We start from the raw sequence: 24,304 nt of genomic DNA, 5'->3' as shown, positions 1-24,304 counted from the left end.
AACCGCGCCCAAGGGGGTATTAAGTCTTCTCGTCGCTAGCATGCACATTCCATTTGACGGTTTGTGCCAGCCGCTATCATCGGTCCTGCAAGGAAAGAGACGCTTTGTCATTGAAAGCTCCGTCACGGACGGGCCGCAACCATCAGACCAAAATCTCGAAGACATACTCGCGCCCAATGCGCTTGAGAAGCTACGAACGACCGGCAAGCTCGGACGGGCACCGTGGGCGGCGTCTTTAACAGACGGCGAAATAGATTTTTGCAGAGAGGCACTCGATACGCACTACTGTCAAGAGCTTTTTGTGTGTTGCCGAGAAAAGATTTTGGGAGCTGCGGCAGCGCGTTTTGCGGAACAGATGCTTTTTTGCGGAACAAAAAGAAAAAGGCCCACATCGCTGTGAGCCTTTTAAATACTGGTGGCGAATCAGGGACTCGAACCCCGGACCTGCGGATTATGATTCCGTCGCTCTAACCAACTGAGCTAATTCGCCGAAAGAAGAGGATTATGGGGATGGGAACGAGCGCTGTCAACCCCCCACCCACCCACCATCAATCTGGCAACTCAAAGCAAGCCAGACCTGCCATCGTCGCCAACCTCAATCCTGCTCATAAATATTGTTGTCTTTTGTTTCCTTGACGAACAACATGCCGATCACGAACGTCGCCAGCGCAATCACGATCGGATACCACAACCCCGAGTAAATATTGCCCTGCATGGCCACAATGGCGAATGCCGTCGCGGGTAGAAAACCGCCGAACCAGCCATTGCCAATGTGATAAGGCAGCGACATCGACGTATACCGGATGCGGGTCGGGAACATTTCGACCAGCATCGCCGCAATCGGCCCATAAACCATCGTCACGTAAATCACGAGGATCGTCAGAATCACCACGCTCATCGGCCAGTTAATCTGTGAAGAATCGGCCTTCAGCGGATAACCGGCCGTCTTCAGCGCTGAACTTAGCGTGCTATCAAAAGCTTTACTCTTGTCTTTGGCATCGGCAGCTTTGCCATCGAAGGTGTCGACCGTAGCATCGCCTATCTTGATTTGCGCCACCGTGCCTGCGGGTGCCGCTACGTTTTCGTAGTTCAACCCGGCTTTCGATAACGCACTTTTAGCGATATCGCATGAGCTCGTGAATTTCGACGTGCCCACGGGATTGAACTGGAACGAGCATTCATCCGGATTGGCGATCACTACGATCGGAGCTCGCTGCGTCGCGGTTTCAAGTGCTGGATTGGCGTAATGGGTCAGCGCCTTGAAGAGCGGGAAGTACGTCAGCGCGGCGATCAGGCAGCCGGCCATGATGATGGGTTTGCGTCCGATCCGGTCTGACAGCGACCCAAAAAACAGAAAGAACGGTGTGCCGATCAGCAATGCCAGCGCGATCAGGATGTTGGCGCTGGTGCCGTCCACTTTCAGGGTTTGCGTCAGGAAGAACAGGGCATAGAACTGTCCGGTGTACCACACCACGGCCTGTCCGGCGGTGAGCCCGACGAGTGCCAGGATCACGATCTTCAGGTTTTTCCATTGACCAAAAGCTTCGGTCAATGGCGCTTTGGACGTTTTGCCTTCGGCTTTGATGCGCATGAACGCCGGTGATTCATGCAGTTGCAGGCGGATCCACACCGAGACCCCAAGCAGAATAATCGACGCGACGAACGGAATGCGCCAGCCCCATGCGGCAAATGCTTCTTCGCCGATAGTCGTGCGGATGCCGAGGATCACCAGTAGCGATAAAAAGAGTCCAAGCGTCGCGGTGGTCTGGATCCAGGCGGTATAAAAGCCACGCCGGTTGGCGGGTGAATGTTCGGCGACGTAGGTTGCGGCACCGCCATATTCGCCACCTAGCGCCAGGCCCTGTAGCAAACGCATCAAGATAAAGATGATCGGTGATGCAATGCCAATCGCGGCATATCCAGGCAAGAAGCCGACAATAAACGTCGAGACCCCCATGATGACGATGGTCACGAGGAACGTGTACTTGCGTCCCACCATGTCACCGACGCGACCAAAAACAATCGCGCCGAACGGCCGCACGGCAAAACCCGCTGCAAATCCTAGCAAAGTGAAAATAAAGCCTGCTGTGGGATTCACCCCGGAGAAAAAGCTCTTGCTGATAAACGCGGCTAGCGAGCCCGCCAGGTAAAAGTCATACCACTCGAAAACAGTGCCGAGCGATGACGCGAAGATGACCTTCTTTTCTTCTTTCGTCATCGGCGCATGTGAAATTTGCTCGCCAACGGTAGCCATGGTTGTCTCCATTATTGATATAGATCGGCGGTACGTCTTTTCTGACATTCCGTCAGCCGATTATTGGAGCGAAAACTTACGGCCTACTGACGTGATATCTCAAAATAATGAGGAATTTAAATTTTTCATGATTTCATTAACTTGCAAGAAATGGGTGCTATTTTCTATCTAAATTCATTAAATTTGATCGATTTGTGCCTTTCTGATGGTGCGAATACTGGCTGGGTTAGGGTAAGTCCCGGGCCGCTTCGGCGAGTGGCAGGCTGACGCGTACCAAGGTGCCAACGGGGCCGGGGGCGGGCTGATACACGTGATCTTCAAGCATCAGCGTGCCGCTATGCATGACGGCGATCTCGCGCACGATGGCCAGTCCCAGCCCGCTGCCGTCGCCTTCGCGCCCCAGAATCCGGTAGAACCGTTCAATGACATGCGCTCGTTCGCTGGATGGAATACCGGGCCCGGTATCTTCTATTTCGAGGTAAATGTCGCGGCTCGACGAGGTTAATCCGGGGCGGACCCGTACCGTGATACGCCCGCCAGGCGGGGTATAGCGGATCGCGTTATCGAGCAAATTGGCGAGCATCTCGCGCAACATCAGGGCGTTGCCGTTGATGGCGAGGGGCGTGTCGGGCCCTTCGTAGCCGAGATCCATGGTTTTGGCGAGCGCGGTGGGCACCCATTCGCGCACGACCTGGCGAGCGAGCGCGGTGACTTCAATTCGCGTAAGGGCGGGGCCTGCCATCCGGTTTTCGGCGCGGGCTAGCGCGAGCAGTTGTGTGACGAGGCGTGTGGCTTGCCCGGAGCTGGTGGCGATCTGCTCCAGCGAGCGATGGACTTCCGGTGGTGCTTCCTGCCGTAGTGCGAGTTCGGCTTGGGTGCGTAGTCCAGCGAGGGGGGTCTTCATCTGATGTGCGGCATCGGCGATAAAACGTTTTTGCAAGGCGATGTTTTGCTCCAGACGCACGAGGAGCCCGTTGAACGAGGTCACAAGCGGCTCGATTTCGGCGGGGGCGCGGAGCGCTTCAAGCGGCGAAAGGTCGTCTGGACGCCGGCCCTGGATGTGCGTTTGTAGCGCGTGCAGTGGCGCGAGCCCACGCGAGAGCCCGAACCACACGAGCAGGATGGCTAGCGGCAGAATCACAAACTGCGGCAGGATCACGCCCTTGATGATGTCGTTGGCGAGCTGGCGGCGTTTGTCGAGCGTTTCACCGACCTGAACCAGCACGGGCTGGGTACCGCGAGACGTGTGCGGTAACTCAACGGTCGTGTAGGCGATGCGAATCTCGTTGCCTCGCAACATAGCGTCCCTAAACAGCACGATTCCCGGTGGCGGCCGGTCTTCCTCGTGAGGCAGCGGCATGTCACTTTCGCCGCCGACCAGCTCGCCGCGCAGGCCGAGTACCTGAAAAAATACGCGGTCGACGTTGTCCGAGCGCAAGAAGTCGCGTGTGGAGTCGGGCAGCGACAATTCTGCAACACCATTTACTGGATGGATTTGCCGGGCGAGTACATAGGCATCGGTTTCGAGTGCGCGATCGAAGGGGCCGTTAGCAATCGATTTGGCAACGAGGTAGGTGACAGCGATGCTCATCGGCCACAAAAGCAGGAGCGGCGCGAGCATCCAGTCGAGGATTTCGCCGAACAGCGAGCGTGGCCGGGTTGGGGCGTGGCCTGTGTGGTGGGTGTTGTTGATGCCGTCGTCGGGGGGCGCGAACGGGTTGGCGTAGCGGGCGTCGCGTGTTTCGTCTTCGTCCGCCACGCTCGCGGTGGCGCGTTTTGCGCGGACGGACATGAGGGCTCCGGTGGCTTATTTGTAGTAGTGGCTGGCGGGCATGGGGGCGACTTCGCTGGCGAGGGCTGCCGCAGGTACAGGCATACCGGCGTTCGGCGCGCTTGTGCCGGGTGTCGGGACGGTTTTCTCAAGGCAATAGCCCAGGCCGCGCACGGTGATGATCCGGATGCCGCTCGGTTCGATCTTGCGCCGCAGGCGGTGGACGTAGACTTCTATCGCGTTATTGCTGACTTCTTCGCCCCATTCGCAGAGGTGATCGACGAGCTGTTCTTTGGAGACGAGGCGCCCGATGCGCTGCAACAGCACTTCAAGCAAGCCGAGTTCGCGCGCGGAGAGCTCGACGACCTGATCGTTGATGCAGGCCACCCGGCCTACCTGGTCGAACGTCAGGGCGCCGTGCCGCACCACCGTTGGGCCGCCGCCTGCTCCGCGCCGGGTCAGCGCCCGCACGCGAGCTTCCAGTTCGTTGAGCGCAAAGGGTTTGGCCATGTAATCGTCCGCCCCGAGATCAAGCCCTTTAACCCGTTCGTCGACGCTGTCGGCGGCGCTCAGGATCAATACCGGCACGCTCGAATTGCGTGCGCGCAGGCGTCGCAGCACGTCGAGTCCGGACAGGCGCGGCAAGCCGAGATCGAGAATCAGCAGATCGAATATTTGCATGGAGAGTGCGGTATCGGCTTCGATCCCGGTCTTCACGTGATCAACGGCATAGGCTGACTGGCGGAGTGATCGAATGAGACCGTCCGCGAGTATGCTGTCGTCTTCGGCAATGAGAATTCGCATGGGGTGTCCCGCCTGGCGTGGCCGACGTTCGCTGACTTCGCTGACAAGCGGCGTGCGGCAGTCTCCGGAAATTTTTGTGGGTGGTGCTGGGCAGACAGATTGATTGGTGCGAGTGACACGCATCAATAAATCTGTCTTGCTAAAACTACTGTTTTTTTATACAGTACCTGAATTCGGCGTGGCGCTTGCCTGTGGTGGGCAATCGCAGCTGTTTCAGACGCTGTTCATCATAGCAAAGGACAATTCATGGAAGAAAACAAGAAGGGCCCGGCTGGACTTACGGCTGAAAAGAGCAAGGCGTTGGCAGCCGCGCTGGCACAGATCGAGAAACAGTTCGGCAAAGGGTCGGTGATGCGGCTTGGCGCGGGTGAGGCCGTTGAAGACATCCAGGTTGTCTCAACAGGGTCGCTGGGTCTCGATATTGCGCTGGGTGTGGGTGGCTTGCCGCGCGGGCGCGTGGTTGAAATCTACGGGCCTGAATCGTCGGGTAAAACCACGCTTACGCTCCAGGTCGTCGCCGAAATGCAAAAGCTGGGGGGGACAGCGGCATTTATTGACGCGGAGCATGCACTCGACATCCAGTACGCGGGCAAGCTGGGCGTAAACGTGAATGATTTGCTGGTCTCTCAGCCGGACACGGGTGAACAGGCGCTTGAAATTGCGGATGCGCTGGTGCGTTCGGGTTCCATTGACATGATCGTGATCGATTCGGTGGCGGCGCTGGTGCCCAAGGCCGAAATCGAAGGCGAAATGGGCGATTCGCTGCCGGGTCTGCAGGCGCGTCTGATGTCGCAAGCGTTGCGCAAACTGACGGGTACGATCAAACGGACCAACTGTCTCGTGATTTTCATCAACCAGATCCGGATGAAAATTGGCGTCATGTTTGGCAACCCAGAAACCACGACGGGTGGTAACGCGCTGAAGTTTTACGCATCGGTGCGTCTGGATATTCGCCGTATTGGTTCGATCAAGAAAAACGACGAAGTGATCGGTAACGAAACTCGCGTGAAGGTCGTCAAAAACAAGGTCGCGCCGCCGTTCCGCGAAGCGATTTTCGACATCCTGTACGGCGAAGGCATTTCCCGCCAGGGCGAAGTGATTGATCTGGGCGTGCAGGCCAAGATTGTTGACAAGGCGGGGGCTTGGTATAGCTACAGCGGCGAGCGGATTGGCCAGGGCAAGGACAACGCGCGCGAATTTTTGCGCGAAAACCCGGAGATCGCACGCGAGATCGAAAACCGTATCCGTGAATCGCTGGGCGTCAATGCGATGGCTGATGCAGTCGTGGTCAGCGCTGAAGTCGCGGGTCAAGAAGAGTGATGTCTACGTCATGCGCAAGTTACCGCCTGGACCATCTGCTTTAGCTTCACCTGTTTCCGGTAATCAGTGTGAGGAGGATGGTCTGGTGAGTAAGAAGCGTGAGGTTACCTGTACGAACAGGCCGCAAGCAGACCTGGTTGAGCGCACTGGCCCGTTGGATTTTCCCGATCCCGATCCTTTTGAATTATTTCAATCATTTGAATCATCCGCGTCATCCACCGCACATGATGACGCGGGTGGCGTAGCGGCCACAGCAAAGCCAGAAACAACCACAACCTATACCCGTTCGCGCGATACACGTCATATGCGTACCAAGGCGGGGAAAAGTGCCGTAACAGAGAGCTCACCTCAGCCCCGCTCGTTGAAAGCGCGGGCGTTGGGTCATTTATCCCGTCGTGAATATAGTCGTGCTGAGTTATCGCGCAAGCTGGCACCGTTTGCCGATGAGACATCCTGCCTCGATACGTTACTCGATACCCTTGAGCGCGAAGGCTGGTTATCCGATTCCCGTTTTGTCGAGAGCCTGGTTCATCGGCGCGCTTCGCGTCTGGGAGCAGCGCGTATCGCCGGCGAACTGAAGCGGCATGCAGTCGATCCGTCCTTGATCGAAGCCATGAATACCCAGTTGCGTGGCACAGAACTGAGCCGTGCGCAGGCAGTCTGGAACAAAAAATACGGTCAGCTTCCCACGACACCGGCCGAGCGTGCCCGGCAAATACGTTTTCTTGTTGCTCGTGGTTTTTCGCAAGCCATTGTTGGAAAAATCCTCAAGGGCGTGGATGACGAATGGGAAGAGGGTTAATCGGGCTGGGCTGATCTGGGTAGGCCTGGATTGATTTGACATGGCGGCTTGACACCGGCCTGGCGCCGGCTTCATCAATAGCCTCAAATACCCAGTATGCTAAAATTCGCGCGTTTTCCTCAATTCCGGCGTCTTTCAGCCCCTTCCATCACATGTCGTTTCCTTTGCACGTATCCCACCCATTGCGCCAGAGGCGCGTAATTCGAGCGGGTGCATACGAGCGCAAAGAGGGGCTGCAGGACAAAAATGCCAATCCGGCGTTTGCGGGCCATCTTTCTGTTACATCCCCCTTTTCGGATTCACACATGACGCCGTTCAAGCCGATGCGTGATGGATCAGGGTTTGTTTTTCGCGTTTCAGACGCTGCGTTTGGCCTCACGGTTGATTTACGTTTTTTGAGCATTTTTTCGCAGCCTTTCTCTTTTCCTTGTCCTATTCTCCGTTCAATGTGTGCCGCTACCGGGGCAACAGGCAGAGCGGCAAGACAGATAGCGCGCCAGAATGCAGCCGTTGGACGCAAACATCACAAAAATCCTCTTGCCGGTAACGGCACAAACCTGCTGCGCGTCATACCAGCAGGTGGAAACGAAGTTCAATCCAACTCTCAGACTGAAGGGAATCACGCATGAAGATTCACGAGTACCAGGGTAAGGAAATCCTGCGGAAATTCGGTGTCGCGGTACCGCGCGGCACACCGGTGTTCTCGGTGGATGATGCGGTCAAGGCCGCGGAAGAGCTTGGTGGCCCGGTATGGGTGGTCAAGGCTCAGATCCATGCGGGTGGTCGTGGCAAGGGCGGCGGTGTGAAGGTCGCCAAGTCGCTGGAGCAGGTTCGTGAATTCTCGAACCAGATCCTCGGCATGCAGCTTGTTACGCACCAGACCGGCCCTGAAGGCCAGAAGGTCAAGCGCCTGCTGATCGAAGAAGGCGCGGACATCAAGAAAGAACTGTATGTCGGCCTCGTGATTGATCGCGTGTCGCAAAAAGTTGTCGTGATGGCATCGAGCGAAGGCGGCATGGACGTCGAAGAAGTCGCGGAAAAAACGCCTGAGCTGATTCACAAGATCGCCGTTGATCCGGCAAAGGGCTTGCAAGACGCGGAAGCAGACAGCCTGGCAAAGAAGATCGGTGTACCGGATGCTTCCGTGCCGCAAGCGCGGGCGATTCTGCAAGGCTTGTACAAGGCTTTCTGGGAAACCGATGCATCGTTGGCCGAAATCAATCCGTTGATTCTGACGGGCGACGGCAAGGTGATTGCACTTGATGCCAAATTTAATTTTGATTCAAACGCGTTGTTCCGCCATCCAGAAATCGTCGCTTACCGTGATCTGGACGAAGAAGATCCCGCTGAAGTCGAAGCATCAAAATTTGATCTCGCGTACATCTCGCTTGACGGCAATATTGGCTGTCTCGTAAACGGTGCGGGCTTGGCGATGGCGACGATGGACACCATCAAGCTGTTCGGCGGCGAACCGGCCAACTTCCTCGATGTGGGCGGCGGCGCGACGACCGAGAAGGTGACCGAAGCCTTCAAGATCATGTTGAAAAACCCGAACTTGACAGCAATTCTGGTCAATATTTTCGGCGGCATCATGCGCTGCGATGTGATCGCAGAAGGCGTGATTGCAGCGTCGAAAGCGGTCTCGTTAAAGGTGCCGCTCGTGGTTCGCATGAAGGGCACGAACGAGGACCTCGGCAAGAAGATGCTGGCCGAATCCGGCTTGCCGATCATTGCTGCAGATAGCATGGAAGAAGCTGCGCAAAAGGTCGTTGCAGCGGCCCAGGGCAAGTAAGGGCTAAAAACCTGGTAAACCTGGTCTGGCCTGTTAGCTGGGTCAGCCAGGCAAGCCACCAAGCCAGGTCATCACGGAATACGAATGGCGGAGCACCCGTTTATGCCGGTGCTAAAGCGGTAAAGCTATAAAGCGATAGCGCACAGGATCCAGGGCGCGACAAGCGCGATGGCGATCAACGGCTGCACGGTGCGAGCCGCCAAACGAACAAAGGTCAATACATGTCGATTCTGATTAACAAAGACACCAAGGTCATCACGCAAGGCATTACCGGCAAGACCGGGCAATTCCACACGCGCGCTTGCCGTGAATATGCAAACGGTCGTGAAGCTTACGTTGCGGGTGTGAACCCGAAGCGGGCGGGAGAAGATTTCGAAGGCATTCCGATCTATGGCAGCGTGAAAGAAGCCAAATCCGAAACAGGCGCAACGGTTTCGGTTATCTATGTGCCGCCAGCAGGCGCGGCGGCGGCAATCTGGGAAGCAGTCGAGGCGGATCTCGATCTGGCGATCTGCATCACCGAAGGTATTCCGGTGCGCGACATGATCGAGATTAAAGACCGGATGCGTCGGGAAAACCGCAAGACATTGCTGCTGGGGCCGAACTGCCCAGGTACGATTACCCCGGATGAACTGAAGATCGGTATCATGCCTGGCCACATCCATAAGAAAGGGCGCATCGGCGTCGTTTCACGTTCGGGCACGCTGACCTACGAAGCCGTGGGGCAACTGACGGCGCTGGGGTTGGGTCAATCGTCGGCCGTGGGTATTGGTGGCGATCCGATCAATGGTCTGAAGCACATCGATGTGATGAAGATGTTCAATGACGATCCGGATACAGATGCGGTCATCATGATCGGAGAAATTGGCGGCCCAGACGAAGCCAATGCAGCGTACTGGATCAAGGACCACATGAAAAAGCCGGTGGTTGGCTTTATCGCGGGTGTGACGGCTCCCCCAGGCAAGCGTATGGGTCACGCGGGTGCGTTGATCTCGGGCGGTGCGGATACGGCGCAAGCCAAACTTGAAATTATGGATGCATGCGGTATCAAGGTCACGAAGAATCCATCCGAGATGGCCCGGTTGCTGAAGTCGATGCTGTAAGAAAATAGTGTCTGCGAGTTAGTGTGATTTTTGATATGCTTACGAAGTGCTTTCGTAAGTGGCTGTTTTAAAAAGCGAGGGAGCTATGGCTCCCTCGCTTTTTATTGGCCTCGATTCCGGTTTTACTCACCATTTTTCTAATTCCAATCGTCCATGCTCGAGTTCTTGACAACGCTCCACTGGGGCGCAGTTTTTCAGATCATCGTGATCGATATCCTGCTGGGTGGCGATAACGCGGTTGTTATTGCGCTGGCGTGCCGTAATTTGCCACCAGAACAGCGTGTGCGAGGGGTGTTGTGGGGAACGGCTGGCGCGATCCTGCTGCGTGTTGCGCTGATTGCCTTCGCGGTGGTGCTGCTTGACGTGCCGTTCCTGAAACTCGCTGGAGGGGTGCTGCTGTTATGGATCGGTGTGCGGTTGATGGCGCCAGCTCATGAGGCGCATGCCAACGTTAAACCTGCCGACAAGCTGATGGCGGCGATCAAGACCATTGTCGTTGCCGATGCCGTGATGAGTCTCGATAATGTGATTGCCATCGCGGGCGCTGCCGAGGCGGCTGATCCTGCGCACCGGCTGGGGCTTGTGATTTTCGGTCTGCTGGTGAGCATTCCACTCATCGTTTGGGGCAGCCAGCTCGTGCTGAAAATGCTCGACCGTTTCCCGATAGTCATCACACTCGGCGCTGCGTTGCTAGGCTGGATTGCCGGGGGGTTAATCATCAACGATCCCGCGGGCGACCGCTGGCCATTGCTTGACGCACCCGCCGCTGAATACGGTATGTGCATTGCCGGTGCGTTGTTCGTGGTGGCGCTAGGGTATGCGCTCAAACGGCGCAATGCGCGCCGCGCGACAAATAGCATACCGCCTGCCGCATCTTAAGCACTCAGGCTTATGCTATCCGGCTGACTGGGCTGGGCGGGCACGCCGGGCTACGATCAAAGCGCTTGTTCCGATTCACGGACGAGCGCTTTTTTCGTTTCAGGAGTGTGTCGATGGCTTCTCATGTTTGCGCTATATCCTTGCTGCTCTCACCGTTCCCACCGCTAGCAGCGTTCCCGCCGTTATTGCCCTTGCCGCGATGTCCGCCACTCTGGGAGCGCGACAATCCCCGTGCACGACGGCCTGTGCAACGAGCCGTTCAAGTGTGCCGTGCCTTGGGTTTTACGCTGATCGAACTGATGATCGTGCTGGCTATTGTCGGTGTGATTGCGGCGTATGCCATTCCCGCGTACCAGGATTATCTGGCTCGTAGCCGAGTGGGAGAGGGCTTGTCGCTGGCGGCTTCGGCACGGTTGGCGGTTGCCGAAAATGCGGCAAGCGGCAATGCTTTTGGTGGCGGTTACACGTCACCGCCCGCCACGCGGAATGTCGAATCGATTCAAATCGACGATAGCAATGGACAGATCACCGTGACCTATTCCACACGAGTCGCACCTGCCGGAGTTAATACGCTGGTGTTTGTGCCATCAGTACCCGATAACCCAAGCGCTCCGACGGCACGCGTTGCCTTGAATAGCGGAGTGGTTCAGGCAGGATCGCTCACCTGGGAATGTTTCGCTGCGGGCAAGACTAAATCGTCGTTGCCCGCGCCGGGTGCCGGGCCGTCTCCGGCAGAAGCCTCGACGCTAGCCGGCAAACTTGCGCCACCAGAATGCCGTGCATGATTCGAGGCTTGATCCGGGGCTCGATAAGCGCTCGATAGGTGCCTGAGGAGGGAAGCAAGGGCGGTGAGATATTTCGTCAGATCCGGCGCACAACGAAAGGTTTTTTTTGTATAGTGCGCCGGTCCCTGACATCCCCGGTTCCACATGCCTACCCCCTTTGCACGTTACCTCTCGCTTGTCTTGCTGGCATTGGCGTTGACTGTTCCCTATACGATCGTTGGCCATACCTATCCGATTCCCACGTTTTACGCTGAGTTCACCGCGCTAGCGCTGTATCTGCTGACGGGAGCTGCCGTTGCGTTGCTCGCCGGCACTGCACGGCCACGCATGACGTTTGCCGCACCCGTCGTTGCGCTTGTGCCGCTGGTATTTGCCTTGCTGATCGTCACGCAATCGTTTGTCTTGCCCACAGCTCGTGCTTCGATGAATTGGTTGGGTGCGGGTTGCCTGCTCGTGGCATGGATGGCGACTCAGGCGGGCTATACCTTAGCCCGGGCAAAGCTGGCTGAAACCGCCTTGCGCTGGGCAGCAGTGGCGCTGATGCTGGGCGGTCTGTTCGCCGTGTTTTGCCAGGTTATTCAGCTTTTTCACCTTGAATCCAAGGTCACGCCGTTTGTCGTTGCATACAACGTTTTTGTTGGGCGGCGACCGTTTGGCAATATGGCGCAGGCCAATCACCTCGCCACCTGTATCGCGTTTGCGATGGCCGGAGCGCTGCTCTTCGTGCAAACCCGACGTTTGAACCTGCTCGTCTGGGGAGCATTATCGATTGTCTATGCACTGGGGCTTGCGCTGACCGTTTCACGCGGACCGTGGTTGCAGATGGCGGTGATTGTCATCGCCGGGTTCTGGATGGCATGGCTGGAACAGCGGCGCCAGCCTGGGACATTGCATCGCTATCGTGAATGGCTCATACCGGTTGCACTGGCAGTGCTGTTTTTCGCGGTGAATGCGGCTGTGCGCTGGGCCAATGTCAGATATCAACTCGATCTCGGGCAATCAGCCGCTGACCGGTTTAAGGACGCAGGCCAGATTGCGCCGCGCATTGCGCTGTGGAAGTACGGCTGGACGATGTTTTACACGCATCCCTTGCTCGGCGTGGGCTGGGGCGAATTTCCGCGTTATCAGCTGGAACTCGTGAAAACGCTGGGTGGGGTCGAGATTGCCAATAACGCGCATGACATCTTTATCGATTTGCTGGCCAAGACGGGCCTGATTGGACTGGCGATTGTCCTGCTTGGCCTTGGTGCGTGGCTAGTTCGTGTGCTGCGGGCGCCGCACACGGCTGCGCGCGTGTTTGGTTTGGCGCTGATTGGCGTGCTGGTGATGCATGCGCTCGTGGAGTATCCGCAGCAGTATTTGTTTTTCCTGCTTCCTGCAATGTTTATTTTTGGTTTGCTGGAGACGCGGCCGTTGCGTCTGGTTTCGGGCCGCGCCGTGGGTGGCGTGTATGGGTTGGTCGTGCTGACCGGACTTGTCGCCTTGTACCCCATCTACCGTGATTACACGCGAGCCGAGGTGTTGTATTACGGGGCGCATCCGGTTGAACAGTATCGTGCTGAGCCATCGTTTTTGTTCGGAGCGTGGGGTAATTACGGCATGGCGACACTGCTGCCGATGACGCCCGCGAGCCTGCCGCATAAGCTGTCGATGCATAAGAATGCGCTTGCGTTGTTGCCTGGCGAGACTGTTTTGCGCCGTTATGCGGTGCTTCAGGCGCTGAATGGCGATAGCGCGGCGGCACTCGACAGTGTTGAGCGCCTGAAGATTTTTGCCGAAGAGTTACGTGATTGGCCGGTGCAGCTTGAACGTCTGTATGCATTGTGTGATGAGCACAAGACATTGGCGGACTTTAAGGCGGAACTCGTGAAGAAATATGGGGTGCCGCTCAAGGCCAGGCAGTTGGGAGAGGACGATGAGGATGAATGAGGCTAACTTTCTGGCTGGCGTTTTTGTTAATGATTTTTAGCTTGCACCGAGGTGCCGGTGGTGGACAGGACCATGCCGTGTTTATCTCGTTCATCACGTTCAAACGAATTGCTCGCCGGATCAAACGCGAACGTCTCCACCCCCAGCGACGACTGTGCCCATGTCAGCCTCCCGAGCGGGTCATACGCATAGCGGCTCGCGCCACGCCGCATGTCGTGCCGGCCATGCACGAAGTACGTGCGGCCATCGCATGCCGTGTGCGAGGCCAGGTTACCGCGCGCGTCCCACGTGAACTGTTCTTCAGCACCATCAGGGTAGGCGTGGTGGGTGATGTTTTTGGCCGCATCGCGGAAGAACCATTCTCCGGTTTGGTCCGGATACACGACCCGGTACGGGTAGCCATCGATGTCGTAGTACTGCTGCGTGGTGTAGCCCAGCGCATCGGTCACAAACGTCAGGTGCAGCCGAAATTGATCGCCGTACTTCGCCATGAAAACACCCCAAAGGGAGATCGGTATCCAACTTTTGGGGTGCAATTCAATAACGACTCTTTTCTTTACTCCTGATTTTCATCAGGAAGTTTCCTGATTTCATTAATAATAATATCAAAATCATCTAAAAGAAATTTTTTAAATTCTTTCAGCCAGACCTCACACCCTTCATGGGAGGATGGCCAATCAATAAATTTCTCATTTAAAGATGGTCCATCTAAAATTATGCGCCCCGAGCTTTCGGACACATCCGATTCAATCGTTATGCATCCATCTTTATTTTCAACTGAAACTCCAATGGCTATTTCATCACCATTTTTGTGTTTTAATATACTTGCGTATGCAAATAAATCACAATTTTCCGTTCCATATGCTCCATTAATTACCAGCAAACCATCTATGCAAAATTTAATGGATTTACAAAACTCATCCAAAACATTCATTATAGGGTTGAGTAAAAATTCAATGTCACTTTTTATATTCCGCACGGTCATTTCTTGATCACTCCAACAACAGCCTCTTCTAGTTCTTTTTGCCTCTTCTAGTTCTTTTTTTTTGTTAACGGATGGTCTGCTCCTTCCGCTCTGCTTTTAATCCAGCCAGTCATCTGCGAAGCATCCTTAGGTTTTATCGAAATATGTCCTGTTTTCTTATTATCACAAATAGCACAAAGCTTCTTTAACTTCGAAGTGTCAATAGCTACATTTTTACCCGGCATAGGATTAACGTTAGCCGATAAACCAGTTACATCTTGCGTACGCGGAGTCAAATTTACTGGGGTTTTACCACCACCACGATAAATAACTCCGAGATCTTTCGCTTCCAACCCTAACGGATCAATCCATCCCGTGGGATTCGGCGTGTACTGATACGTATTGAGTCCACCCGCATACCCGATAGGATCCTTGCCAACAAACCTCCCCACCTCCGGATCGTAATACCGGTAGCGGTTGTAATGCAGCCCGGTTTCATGGTCATGGTACTGCCCCTGGAACCTGATCGGTGTGCGCAGTTCAGCACGTCCCTCTGACGCTTTCCGTATCGCCTCCTTCGCCACACCCCACGCGCGGTATTCCGCCGCCCACGCAATCTCGCTCCGTTCATCGGTCAGCTCCTGCGGCGTACCCAGGTGATCGCACTGGTACCACGCCAGGTTGTCAACGGACGGCGCCGGGGGCGGCGGGCTCCACAGCGGGTCCTCGTCCTGCCGGTAGTAGTCGCCGTACACCGGTTCATCGAGCAGCGCGATCGCATCCTCACGCACCGCCTGCGCCACCGGCACAAAGCGGCCCGGCTCGTACACGTAGTGCGTGGTGCGCGCGCCCAGACCATCTTCGTCAGCAATCCGGCTCTCCCACGCCAGCGTGTCGCCATCCCAGCCGTACAGCGTGAAGCCGCACTGTAGTTCGCGGTTGCGCTTCACCCGCTCGCTGCGGTTCCAGTGCGGCCCCGCCTCGCGGCGCGCCTGGTAGTGCGCCTGGCTGTGCTTCGAGAGTCTGCGGCCCAGTGCATCGTAGGTGTAGCTGACTTCGAGACGCCCGTCCCCGGCGTGCGTGAGCCGGTCGAACAGGTCCCAGGTGTAGCGGCTTGCCTCGCCGTTGTGCCAGCGCTGGGTCAGGTTGCCCCGCGCGTCGTACTGGTAGTGCGTGTCCGCGTACTGTTTGAGCAGGTTATCCAGCGCCTTCGGCCGTGGCAGGTGCTCGCGGTCGGCCTCGCGCTGCGCTTGCGGGTCGACCAGGTTGCTGGCCGGATCGAAGGCGAAGTGCTCCATGCCCAGCCAGCTCTGCGCTTCCAGCAGGCGGCCCACCGGGTCGTAACGGTAGCTGCGCACCAGCAACGACAGTTTCCATATATAAATATTGCACTTCATTTAACCCACGAAGGCTCATCTTCATAACAATAAAGGATTGTGTACACACTGACACGCTGCCCTCCAAACGGCACCTTTTTGCACAAAATAGTACTTGTGGTGCAGATAAATCCTGCCTGATGTAAGTACTCTTGCAATGGAAATCTAAAATCCATTGCGGTTAAATCATAAGCGGGCTCAGACTGACTTCCATCTGACAAAATTGATGACATATAGAAATATGGACCAACAAACGAAACCTTCAGTATTGCATCCTGTTTGCCTTTTTTTAGAATAAAGCTGTAGCTCACATCGGTATTGGGTTCCGTGTCCTCAGAGAATTGATAGTTTTCCTTGATAAAATCCATCATCTCCGGATATTTTTTCTCCGTAAACCACTGATGAGTAAATAAATACTCAGGATGTTCGAAGCTACCGTACGAACCGATTACAGAGTTGGAGAATTTATCCCAATCAAAATCTAGTTCACGGGGTTTCTTTGCCTTTGGGATGTCCATGGATCTTTCCTGTATTATCTTGGTGAACACGCACTGACGATTGAGTGCCCCCGTTGGGGCCAAAACCTACGGGCGTCTTAAAATCGTGATCTCGCACATTGAGGCGTCCGGGAACAGGGATGCCTTGATTCCATGCTTCATCTGTGTACTGAATCGCGTCGTCCCAATCGCAAAAGCATGAGGTCGCCTTACCTTGCTTTACGCGATTGTCGTACTGCGGCGCACCCAATACATGACCAGCCTGTTTCTGCTGTGAGATGTGTGGCGGAACCCTTGGCTTCCTTTGCAGCCCCAGCGGATCAACCCACTGCACAGGATTGTTCGCATAGAGGAACGTATTGAGTCCACCCGCATACCCGATAGGATCCTTGCCAACAAACCTCCCCACCTCCGGATCGTAATACCGGTACCGGTTGTAATGCAGCCCAGTCTCATGGTCATGGTACTGCCCCTGGAACCTGACCGGTGTGCGCAGTTCAGCACGTCCCTCTGACGCTTTCCGTATCGCTTCCTTCGCCACACCCCACGCGCGGTATTCCGCCGCCCACGCAATCTCGCTCCGTTCATCGGTCAGCTCCTGCGGCGTACCCAGGTGATCGCACTGGTACCACGCCAGGCTGTCAACGGACGGCGGCGCTGGCGGCGGGCTCCACAGCGGGTCCTCGTCCTGCCGGTAGTAGTCGCCGTACACCGGTTCATCGAGCAGCGCAATCGCCTCCTCACGCACCGCCTGCGCCACCGGCACAAAGCGGCCCGGCTCGTACACGTAGTGCGTGGTGCGCGCGCCCAGACCATCTTCGTCAGCAATCCGGCTCTCCCACGCCAGCGTGTCGCCATCCCAGCCGTACAGCGTGAAGCCGCACTGCAGTTCGCGGTTGCGCTTCACCCGCTCACTGCGGTTCCAGTGCGGCCCCGCCTCGCGGCGCGCCTGGTAGTGCGCCTGGCTGTGCTTCGAGAGTCTGCGGCCCAGCGCATCGTAGGTGTAGCTGACTTCGAGACGCCCGTCCCCGGCGTGCGTGAGCCGGTCGAACAGGTCCCAGGTGTAGCGGCAGGCCTCGCCGTTGCGCCAGCGCTGGGTCAGGTTGCCTCGCGCGTCGTACTGGTAGTGCGTGCCCGCGTACTGTTTGAGCAGGTTGTCCAGCGCCTTCGGCCGTGGCAGGTGCTCGCGGTCGGTCTCGCGTTGCGCTTGCGGGTCGACCAGGTTGCTGGCTGGATCGAAGGCGAAGGTCTCGTGGCCGAGACGGCTCTGCGCTTCCAGCAGGCGGCCCACCGGGTCGTAGCGGTACGCCAGCTGGCCGCGGCGCGTGTCGTTGATGTCCGTGAGCTGGCCGCTGGCGTCGTAGCGGTAGCGGCGCACCAGCAGCCGCTCGCCGCCTGGCGTCTGTCCGGGCGGGCCCTGTTTGCCCGGTTGCGCCTCGCGCGCCAGCACCTGCCCGCTCAGGCGCCCCAGCGCATCCCACTGCTGCGTCTGCAGCAGGCGGTTGCCCTGCAGGCGCGCGACCTCGCGGTGCAGGTCGTCGCGCTCATAGCTGGCCAGTTCGTGCCCGTCCAGCTGCAGCGCCAGCAGGTGGCCGCTGCCATAGGTCAGCCAGCTCACCCGGTGCCCGTCCGGACGCAGCGTGGCGATGCGCTGGTTCAGCACGTCGTACTCGTGCTGCCACACCGCCACCAGCGGCCTGCCCAGCTGGCGGTAGTGCTGGTGCTCGCGCACCAGGTTGCCGGCCGCGTCATGGAACCATTGCAGCCGGCTGCCGGCGTTGCTGGCCAGTGCCAGATGGCCGTTGCCATCGTAGGCGAAGCGCTCGACCTGCCAGTCCTGTTCCTGCGGCGGGGTGTCGCCAGTTCGCAGCGCGGCGCGGCGCTCAGTCAGCCGTCCCATCGGGTCAAAGGCAAAGGCGGTGATGCGCTGGCCTTCGATGGCGCGCGCCAGCGTACCCGTGGCGTCCCCGTATTCGTAGCGCGTGGTGACACCATCGAAGCCCGTTTCGGCCAGCAGGCGGCCTACCGGATCGTAGGTGAATTCTGCATCGCGCCCGTTCTCGTTGCGCAGCGCCGTGAGCTGGCCCAGCCTGTCCCACTGGTAGCGCAGGCTCTGGCCGGCCGGGTCCACGCGTTTCGACAGCAGCCCAGCCCCGGTGTAGTGCCACCCGGTGCGCCGCTTTAGCGCATCCACGTGGGCCAGCAGCCGGCCTTCGGCATCGCGCTCGAAGTGCTCTGCGCTGTCGTCCGGATACAGGATGGCCACCAGCTGGCCCGATTCGTGGCGGTAGCGGGTGGCCTGGCCTGCGGCATCGGTGAACTGCATCAGCTGGCCACGGGCGTCGTAGACCCATTCGCTGGCCTTGCCGGAGCAGTCCACGTAGCGTGTGAGCTGGCCGCTGGCGTTGTACGCCAGCTGCTTTTGCCGGCCGCTGGCGTCGGTGATGGCGATCGGCATCCCCATCAGGTTGTACGTGTAGCCGGTCCGGTTGCCCAGCGGATCGACGGTTTCGGTCAGGCGGCCGCGGGTGTCGTAGTCGCGCTGCCAGAGCCCGCCTTCGGCGTCGCTGATCCTGATGAGCTGGTCCGCCATATCCCAGGCATAGTGAACACGTGTCCCGTCCGCGCGGATGTGCTCCAGCAGGTTGCTGTTTTCATCGTAGGCGTAGCGGTCTTCGCTGCCATCGGTGTGGATATGGTGGATGATGTTTTTCGCCTCGTCCCGGAAGAACCATTCCTGACGCCTGTCGGAATGAATGATGCGATACGTGTAGCCCAGGTGGTCGTAGTAGTGCCAGGTTTGCTGGCCGTGGGCATCGGTGACGCAGGTCAGCCGGATGTTCCCGTCCCACTCCAGACGGGTATCGAAGCTGCCGTCATCCGCCCACTCATGCACGGCGCGGGCGTCGGGACCCTGGCCCTGCCATTCGAGGTTCATGCCGCGCCCGGTGCGGTCGGTGTAGCGGGTCACCAGGTGCTGCTGGTACTGGTAGGTCCAGATGGCAGCGTTTTCATCCTGGGCCAGCGTGAGGTCACCCGCTTCGTCGTAGCGGTACAGGCTCAGGCGGCGCTGCGCGGCGTCCTCGCCCATCAGCCACAGGCCCGTGATGCGGCCCGCCTCATCCACCAGGGTGCCCAGGTGCAGGTGCGCCTGGCTGGGATCGTCCTGATAGGTGATCAGGTCAGAAAGCACAACACGCTCACCGGTACGGTGTTCGTAGCCCAGCAGCAGGCCGGCTCCCCCGCGCAGCTCGATACGCACCAGCAGGAAACGCTCGCCGTGACGTTCGTAGGTTTCGCGGCGCTCATGGCCACGGCAGAGAACCAGGCTGTGCTCGCTCACGCGCACCAGCGTGAGACCTTCAATACGGTCATCATGCAGCTCACCGACCCTGGGCAGCGGATAGTCGAAGCTGCGTCCATCGGCGGCATGAAAACGGATGCCATCGCCGTGCAGGTCGAAGCGTGTCGTGAATGGGGTAATCCAGCGCGCGCCGAATTCGGCCTCATCGTAGGCCTCCAGACTGGAGCGGTAGGTGCGCGTCCACTCGATGGGAAACGGACCCGGCAGGATAAAGTCGGTATGCGGGAGTATCTCGCTGCCCATGGCAAAGCTGATGCTGTTGCAGGTGGCCGGGCAGACTCCGCTTCTCTGCGGATTGGGGTCGTGCTTCGCCTTGCCTTCAGCGGAGCGTGGTTCAACAGGTTGTCCTGGGCGGCTGTTGTGGCTGGCGCTGGTCGTGTCGTGCCTGACGTTGGCGCCATGCTTGTGGCCAGCGCTGCTGCGAGCGGCAAGGGCAACAGACAGGCCCTGGATAATCCAGCCGATGCCCTGTTCCATGTTGGCATCGCTCAGGTTCCGGATCTGCTGTCCGAGTTTCGGAGAAAATCTGCGCAGATCTGCCGTGTGAGACAGTACCAGTTTGCCTATATTTTCTGGAATGAACCCGGCAGCCTTGTTGGCGCCTTTTTTGGCAACCCCCGCGTAAAAACTGGTGGCCGCTCCGTAGATATTGGAGAAGATGCCGCCCGGGTCGCGCCAGAGTTTGCCGGTGGCCTCGAAGACCTGCCTGTCAGCTTCCCTGAAATCGCCCGATGCGTCGAGCTGGCCCAGGACGAGGTTGTCGATGCCATCGGCCAGGTCGATGATGAGCCTTTCACCGAACTTCGCAGCCTCTTCAATGAACCCGGGCAGTTCTGCCTGGGCCTGGCTGACGAAATCTTCCAGTTCGCCCTTGATGGTGGCGTTGAGGTTGCTGGCCAGCAGCGTAATGAGCGCCTCGCCAATGAGCTGCCTGCCATTCTGGCGCAGCTCCTGGCGCACCAGCTGCAATGTGGGGCGCAGGCTGACGCGGGCCGCTGCTGTCCCTGGCAACGGCACCACGCCGATGAGGTTGATGCCAAGGCTTACCCAGTCGAACATGTGAGGAGCATCAGCCTTCATCAGCGTAACGATGTCTTCGAACACGTCCGCCAGCGCCAGGATGTTGCCCAGGACCGGCATGGCCCCCGCGACATTCCGGATCCGCTCCAGGGTGATCACGCCATCGCTGATCTCCATCAGCCATTTGTCAAATGCACTGACACTCAGCGCGACATCTGCGGGTTGAATCAGGTTCACCGGAACCACAGCAATCTGGCGTCCGTAGGACAAGTCTGCAGTCACGCTATCCATGAAGCTCCCCTTGAACAGGAAAAGACCCGCCCCCCAGGGGCTGGGCGTAGTTATTGGAGAGCGCTCCTGAGCCATGACGCCGGGATTTGCCGTGGCATAGCGCTTCCACGGAACCCACTAACTGGATGGACGGGTCGGTTCCCCACACACATTGCTCTGCATTCCAGATGATGCTGCCAGAGGAATCTATCAGCGCCTGCGGCGTGCCGAGATGGTCACACTGGTACCAGGCCAGGCTGTCGATGGCTGGGGCGGGTGGTAGTGGTAGCCAGAGCGGGTCGTTGTCGCGGAGATAATGTGTGCCGTAACGCGGCTCATCCTGCAGCAGGATCGCGTCTGCACGCACCGCCTGTGCCACCGATACGAAGGTGCCGGGCTCGTAGACATAGTGCGTGGTACGGGCTCCAAAGCCATCTTCATCGGCAATGGTACTTTCCCATGCCAGGGTATCGCCATCCCACCCGTAGAGCGTGAAGCCACACTGGTGTTGGCGATTCACCTTGAGGCGCTCTGCGCAGTTCCACTGCGCACCGGCCTCACGTCGCTCCTCGTAGTGCGCCCGGGTGTGTTTGTACAGCCGACGGCCCAGCGCATCGTAACCATAGTCAGCTTGCAGGCGTTCGTCTTCGTAGTGCGTGAGCCGGTCGAACAGGTCCCAGGTGAAATGGCTCTCCTGCCCGTTCGTCCAGCGGTGGGCGAGGTTGCCCCAAGCATCGTACTGATAGTGGGTGCCGCCGTACTGCTTGAGGCGGTTGTCCAGCGCTTTCGGGCTTGGCATACGCGGTAAAGCGCATGTCGGATTGTCGGGGCCATGGAATTCTCCTCAGCAGATGGAATGGCGTGCGATGCGAATTACCGCATCGCTTGTACGATTGCCAGCAACTTGAAGGCCCATCAGGGAGTGAACCCAAATCCGTCCTTTGACTGGCTAGGGCTTCAGTTGCACGGGGGCCAGCAAGCTCAAATCAAGTCCCTGCGCCACGAATCGCTGGACGACGTCCTTCAAAAGACCTTTATCGTCGGTCAGGGAACCGATCGCCATCACAGCCTCGCGACACTTTTCAGAACTCCTAGCACAATGGTGATCAACAGGCATCCTGCTGGCGCGCGCTGCAACATTGACGGCCATCGTGACCACCATGATGTTCGGCACATATTTGCCTTGATAAAAATCGGCAAACCAAGCATTCAGGTGCTCCCATTCGCGCTGGGCAACGTTGTCCGCGTTCTCGCAATCGTCAAAGGTGACAACGCGGGAGGTTCCGCCAGCGCCAGTGCAGACCAGCGCAACTTTGTTCCCCACCTGCCATGCGGTCATGTGCAATGTTTGTTCACCGTGGGCCATCGCGCGCACTTGCGTTGCCCCGGTGTCGGCATAGGCAAGTACCATGCGATCAGGGCCGTTGGCCCACACCGCATCGATGGTGCCCGACACAAGCACGCGCCTGCTGAGAAACCGTTGATTGGCTTTGACGTCATCTCCACTTTCGTAGACGCGAGCGATTTCTGGTGCTGTCGCAACGTCGATGTTGAAGGCCTGCGCGGCATAGCTCTGTTGTCCCGCGCCGAAAGCACGCACATCGTCCTGTCGGATGAGCGTTAGAAGAGCCGTTTCAACTTCACTGGGAACATAACCTTCGGCAGCGCAGAGCACCGGAGCAAGCGCCATAATCAGCATCACGCAAAATTTAGCTCGAAGGCTCGCTTTCGTGAATAGAAACAAAGGAATGGTGTCGAACATGGCTTCACCTAAATCGATTGACTTATCGCACCTGCTTTCTAGCAAGAGGAAATTCGCATCCATGGCCCACACCCCAGGCAGTAAGCGAAAAAACCGTTAGAATCAAAGCAGCCGCCCCATACATACAAACCAGAATAGCTATGGAGAACGCTTTGCTCTCAAACGTGAAAACACGGCGATACATCTCAAACATTCCAGAAAATGTATTCATGTCGATTCCCCGACTCTTACAAAAGTGGCACGCCAAAATAACGCCGCCAGCTATCATCACCGCGCAAACCACGAAGATAAGTATTCTGATGAACTGAATCAGCTCACACATAGACACTTTAAAATATCGGTACGGAACTTGATGGCCCACCATGAAGTGAACCTGCCCCCGTTCTTTGGTCGCTATTTGCACGCATCCGAAGCCGGATGTGGCATCGCTCCAGTTTCTTCGTGAGTACCACCTGATGCGGTACTTTCCATCTGGCGTTTATGCAATTCCGCGTAATGATCAAGGTTGAGGCCAGCATCCTGAAAACGCCTAATCACCGCTTGCGTCATGTGCGATTCGATAGGGGGCATCGCCTCGAAGGCGGCGTCGCATCGCGCCATGTCGTCCGGGCAACCACTGTCGGGAGGCAAGACCTGTGCGAAGAGCGCGATGTTAATAGCCATCGTAGGGATGGTGATATCCGCAGGACGCTTGCCCTGATAGAAGTCAGCCAGATAGCCCCGCAACGTATTCCAGACGAAAGTCCCCATTTCTTCCCCAGAGATGCAGTCCTTGAACTGCACGCCGCCCTTGACTGATTTGGCAGGCATGCAACCTAAAACTACGTTGTCACCCTGTTTGAGGGAGCGGATAAGGACGGCAGAGTTTGTCTTGAGCTGGGCACGCACCTGAAGCGTGCCAGTCCCGGCAAAAACCACCGAGGTCTCGCTGACCGTCTCCTGATACACCGCTGCAATCTCGCCAGACAACAACACGCGTTTGTTCGAGTAAAGGCGGTCGGCCTCTGTCCGGTTTTTGGCGTAGGCGCGCGCCACTTCGCTTGCTGAATCACTGATAAGCGCGACATTCAGTTTATTCGCGGCGACGGTTTCCCGCCCCAACCTGAAATTGCGCATGTCATCGGACACGATCGATTCGAAGACGACAATTTCGGAATCGCTGGGCACGTATCCAGGCACCAGGCATACGCGGGGCATGAGATTGGCATAAACAAAGCCTGGCAACATAACCAAGACAATCACCCCCCACTTCATACGCCGAAGTCGTTCGCACATACCATCCAGTTTTCGAATAAAGAACAGCATTACAATTATTCCTTCCGGAGATTACATCAATTACACGAGTCACAAACCTTGATTTCCATAAAACCCAAAAAGGTATAAATACGAATTCATTTCTTCATCTTCAGCGCTTAATAAATGACGTCCTCCTGGAGAGACAAAGCCCAATAAGTAATAAATAACCCTTAGCCTCCATGAACACAGCCGTGATTCTGCGCCAACAGCGTAAACACTATGTATGAGGCAGCCACCAATGCTCCCCCATAGGAACAAATCAGCGAAACAATTGAGAATACTTTATTTTTAAATCCATAAACGTGCCGCATCATTT

General features: G+C 57.3%; 20 protein-coding genes and 1 tRNA gene. 9 read left to right on the top strand and 12 right to left on the bottom strand.

Translation table 11 applies throughout. The annotated features are described in order from the left end of the window. Positions 1-40: 40 nt before the first annotated feature. Entirely contained in the window at positions 41-400 is a 360-nt protein-coding gene (locus GH657_RS18130; protein ID WP_153101245.1) for a hypothetical protein, read from the top strand. A 13-nt stretch (positions 401-413) separates the two neighbouring features. Here GH657_RS18130 and GH657_RS12700 read toward each other — a convergent pair. The 4 genes from GH657_RS12700 to GH657_RS12685 form a co-directional block, all read right to left on the bottom strand. Then, a tRNA-Met gene (locus tag GH657_RS12700) sits at positions 414-490 on the bottom strand. A gap of 105 nt (positions 491-595) precedes the next feature. After that, positions 596-2,254: an MFS transporter gene (locus GH657_RS12695; RefSeq protein WP_153101244.1), complete on the bottom strand. Its 1,659-nt coding sequence runs from the start codon at positions 2,252-2,254 to the stop codon at positions 596-598. 226 nt (positions 2,255-2,480) lie between these two features. Further along, positions 2,481-4,046 (bottom strand): sensor histidine kinase, encoded by a 1,566-nt coding sequence (locus GH657_RS12690; RefSeq protein WP_153101243.1) that lies wholly within the window; start codon positions 4,044-4,046, stop codon positions 2,481-2,483. Positions 4,047-4,061: 15 nt separating this feature from the next. After that, the gene (locus GH657_RS12685; protein WP_153101242.1) at positions 4,062-4,829 is read right to left on the bottom strand and encodes a response regulator; all 768 of its coding nucleotides are present in this window, start codon (positions 4,827-4,829) and stop codon (positions 4,062-4,064) included. Positions 4,830-5,075: 246 nt separating this feature from the next. Here GH657_RS12685 and recA point away from each other — a divergent pair, with 246 nt between their 5' ends. From recA to GH657_RS12645, 8 genes are all read left to right on the top strand, one after another. Further along, on the top strand, positions 5,076-6,149 hold the full coding sequence (gene recA, locus GH657_RS12680) for a recombinase RecA (protein WP_153101241.1): 1,074 nt from the start codon (positions 5,076-5,078) through the stop codon (positions 6,147-6,149). After that, a complete protein-coding gene (gene recX / locus GH657_RS12675; protein WP_246174070.1) occupies positions 6,106-6,951 on the top strand; it encodes a recombination regulator RecX in 846 nt (281 codons plus the stop codon). Before recA ends, recX begins: the two co-directional genes overlap by 44 nt. A gap of 305 nt (positions 6,952-7,256) precedes the next feature. Then, positions 7,257-7,580, top strand: a complete 324-nt coding sequence (locus tag GH657_RS12670; protein WP_153101239.1) for a hypothetical protein — start codon at positions 7,257-7,259, stop codon at positions 7,578-7,580. Beyond that, positions 7,577-8,743, top strand: coding sequence for an ADP-forming succinate--CoA ligase subunit beta (gene sucC, locus GH657_RS12665; protein ID WP_153101238.1), 1,167 nt, complete (start codon positions 7,577-7,579; stop codon positions 8,741-8,743). The genes GH657_RS12670 and sucC overlap by 4 nt, the downstream gene beginning before the upstream one ends. A gap of 221 nt (positions 8,744-8,964) precedes the next feature. After that, positions 8,965-9,846: a succinate--CoA ligase subunit alpha gene (sucD, locus tag GH657_RS12660; RefSeq protein WP_153101237.1), complete on the top strand. Its 882-nt coding sequence runs from the start codon at positions 8,965-8,967 to the stop codon at positions 9,844-9,846. A 153-nt stretch (positions 9,847-9,999) separates the two neighbouring features. Continuing rightward, a complete protein-coding gene (locus tag GH657_RS12655) occupies positions 10,000-10,725 on the top strand; it encodes a TerC family protein (RefSeq protein ID WP_153101236.1) in 726 nt (241 codons plus the stop codon). 245 nt (positions 10,726-10,970) lie between these two features. After that, positions 10,971-11,510 (top strand): pilin, encoded by a 540-nt coding sequence (locus GH657_RS12650; RefSeq protein ID WP_281349390.1) that lies wholly within the window; start codon positions 10,971-10,973, stop codon positions 11,508-11,510. Positions 11,511-11,654: 144 nt separating this feature from the next. Beyond that, positions 11,655-13,439: a PglL family O-oligosaccharyltransferase gene (locus tag GH657_RS12645; RefSeq protein WP_153101234.1), complete on the top strand. Its 1,785-nt coding sequence runs from the start codon at positions 11,655-11,657 to the stop codon at positions 13,437-13,439. A gap of 26 nt (positions 13,440-13,465) precedes the next feature. Here the strand turns inward: GH657_RS12645 and GH657_RS12640 are convergent, their stop codons facing one another. From GH657_RS12640 to GH657_RS12605, 8 genes are all read right to left on the bottom strand, one after another. After that, the gene (locus GH657_RS12640) at positions 13,466-13,930 is read right to left on the bottom strand and encodes an RHS repeat domain-containing protein (protein WP_153101233.1); all 465 of its coding nucleotides are present in this window, start codon (positions 13,928-13,930) and stop codon (positions 13,466-13,468) included. A 65-nt stretch (positions 13,931-13,995) separates the two neighbouring features. Next, entirely contained in the window at positions 13,996-14,424 is a 429-nt protein-coding gene (locus tag GH657_RS12635; RefSeq protein ID WP_153101232.1) for a hypothetical protein, read from the bottom strand. A 47-nt stretch (positions 14,425-14,471) separates the two neighbouring features. After that, positions 14,472-15,800 carry an RHS repeat domain-containing protein gene (locus tag GH657_RS12630; RefSeq protein ID WP_153101231.1) on the bottom strand — a complete coding sequence of 443 codons (1,329 nt, stop codon included), beginning with the start codon at positions 15,798-15,800 and terminating at the stop codon, positions 14,472-14,474. Further along, the gene (locus GH657_RS12625) at positions 15,797-16,297 is read right to left on the bottom strand and encodes a hypothetical protein (protein WP_153101230.1); all 501 of its coding nucleotides are present in this window, start codon (positions 16,295-16,297) and stop codon (positions 15,797-15,799) included. Before GH657_RS12625 ends, GH657_RS12630 begins: the two co-directional genes overlap by 4 nt. Next, positions 16,266-20,951 carry an RHS repeat-associated core domain-containing protein gene (locus GH657_RS12620; protein ID WP_220094852.1) on the bottom strand — a complete coding sequence of 1,562 codons (4,686 nt, stop codon included), beginning with the start codon at positions 20,949-20,951 and terminating at the stop codon, positions 16,266-16,268. Before GH657_RS12620 ends, GH657_RS12625 begins: the two co-directional genes overlap by 32 nt. Then, positions 20,944-21,729, bottom strand: coding sequence for an RHS domain-containing protein (locus tag GH657_RS12615; protein WP_153101229.1), 786 nt, complete (start codon positions 21,727-21,729; stop codon positions 20,944-20,946). Before GH657_RS12615 ends, GH657_RS12620 begins: the two co-directional genes overlap by 8 nt. A 150-nt stretch (positions 21,730-21,879) precedes the next feature. Further along, a complete protein-coding gene (locus tag GH657_RS12610) occupies positions 21,880-22,755 on the bottom strand; it encodes an OB-fold protein (protein ID WP_153101228.1) in 876 nt (291 codons plus the stop codon). A gap of 330 nt (positions 22,756-23,085) precedes the next feature. Further along, positions 23,086-23,997: an OB-fold protein gene (locus tag GH657_RS12605; RefSeq protein WP_153101227.1), complete on the bottom strand. Its 912-nt coding sequence runs from the start codon at positions 23,995-23,997 to the stop codon at positions 23,086-23,088. Positions 23,998-24,304: the final 307 nt, after the last annotated feature.

This window comes from Paraburkholderia hayleyella, assembly GCF_009455685.1.
In the GTDB taxonomy this organism is placed as follows: Bacteria; Pseudomonadota; Gammaproteobacteria; order Burkholderiales; family Burkholderiaceae; genus Paraburkholderia; species Paraburkholderia hayleyella.
Note: the sequence above shows the minus strand (reverse complement) of the source record. Positions and strands in the feature narration are given on the sequence as shown.

Bases quoted from the DNA above. Each gene is read 5' to 3' on its own strand.
- GH657_RS12625 (WP_153101230.1), bottom strand. From the start codon at position 16,297: ATGGACATCCCAAAGGCAAAGAAACCCCGTGAACTAGATTTTGATTGG.
- GH657_RS12645 (WP_153101234.1), top strand. From the start codon at position 11,655: ATGCCTACCCCCTTTGCACGTTACCTCTCGCTTGTCTTGCTGGCATTG.
- sucC (WP_153101238.1), top strand. From the start codon at position 7,577: ATGAAGATTCACGAGTACCAGGGTAAGGAAATCCTGCGGAAATTCGGT.
- GH657_RS12655 (WP_153101236.1), top strand. From the start codon at position 10,000: ATGCTCGAGTTCTTGACAACGCTCCACTGGGGCGCAGTTTTTCAGATC.
- GH657_RS12695 (WP_153101244.1), bottom strand. From the start codon at position 2,254: ATGGCTACCGTTGGCGAGCAAATTTCACATGCGCCGATGACGAAAGAA.
- GH657_RS12615 (WP_153101229.1), bottom strand. From the start codon at position 21,729: ATGCCAAGCCCGAAAGCGCTGGACAACCGCCTCAAGCAGTACGGCGGC.
- GH657_RS18130 (WP_153101245.1), top strand. From the start codon at position 41: ATGCACATTCCATTTGACGGTTTGTGCCAGCCGCTATCATCGGTCCTG.
- GH657_RS12630 (WP_153101231.1), bottom strand. From the start codon at position 15,800: ATGAAGTGCAATATTTATATATGGAAACTGTCGTTGCTGGTGCGCAGC.
- GH657_RS12610 (WP_153101228.1), bottom strand. From the start codon at position 22,755: ATGGATGCGAATTTCCTCTTGCTAGAAAGCAGGTGCGATAAGTCAATC.
- GH657_RS12640 (WP_153101233.1), bottom strand. From the start codon at position 13,930: ATGGCGAAGTACGGCGATCAATTTCGGCTGCACCTGACGTTTGTGACC.
- recX (WP_246174070.1), top strand. From the start codon at position 6,106: ATGCAGTCGTGGTCAGCGCTGAAGTCGCGGGTCAAGAAGAGTGATGTC.
- GH657_RS12670 (WP_153101239.1), top strand. From the start codon at position 7,257: ATGACGCCGTTCAAGCCGATGCGTGATGGATCAGGGTTTGTTTTTCGC.
- GH657_RS12685 (WP_153101242.1), bottom strand. From the start codon at position 4,829: ATGCGAATTCTCATTGCCGAAGACGACAGCATACTCGCGGACGGTCTC.
- GH657_RS12605 (WP_153101227.1), bottom strand. From the start codon at position 23,997: ATGCTGTTCTTTATTCGAAAACTGGATGGTATGTGCGAACGACTTCGG.
- GH657_RS12620 (WP_220094852.1), bottom strand. From the start codon at position 20,951: ATGGATAGCGTGACTGCAGACTTGTCCTACGGACGCCAGATTGCTGTG.
- sucD (WP_153101237.1), top strand. From the start codon at position 8,965: ATGTCGATTCTGATTAACAAAGACACCAAGGTCATCACGCAAGGCATT.
- GH657_RS12635 (WP_153101232.1), bottom strand. From the start codon at position 14,424: ATGACCGTGCGGAATATAAAAAGTGACATTGAATTTTTACTCAACCCT.
- recA (WP_153101241.1), top strand. From the start codon at position 5,076: ATGGAAGAAAACAAGAAGGGCCCGGCTGGACTTACGGCTGAAAAGAGC.
- GH657_RS12690 (WP_153101243.1), bottom strand. From the start codon at position 4,046: ATGTCCGTCCGCGCAAAACGCGCCACCGCGAGCGTGGCGGACGAAGAC.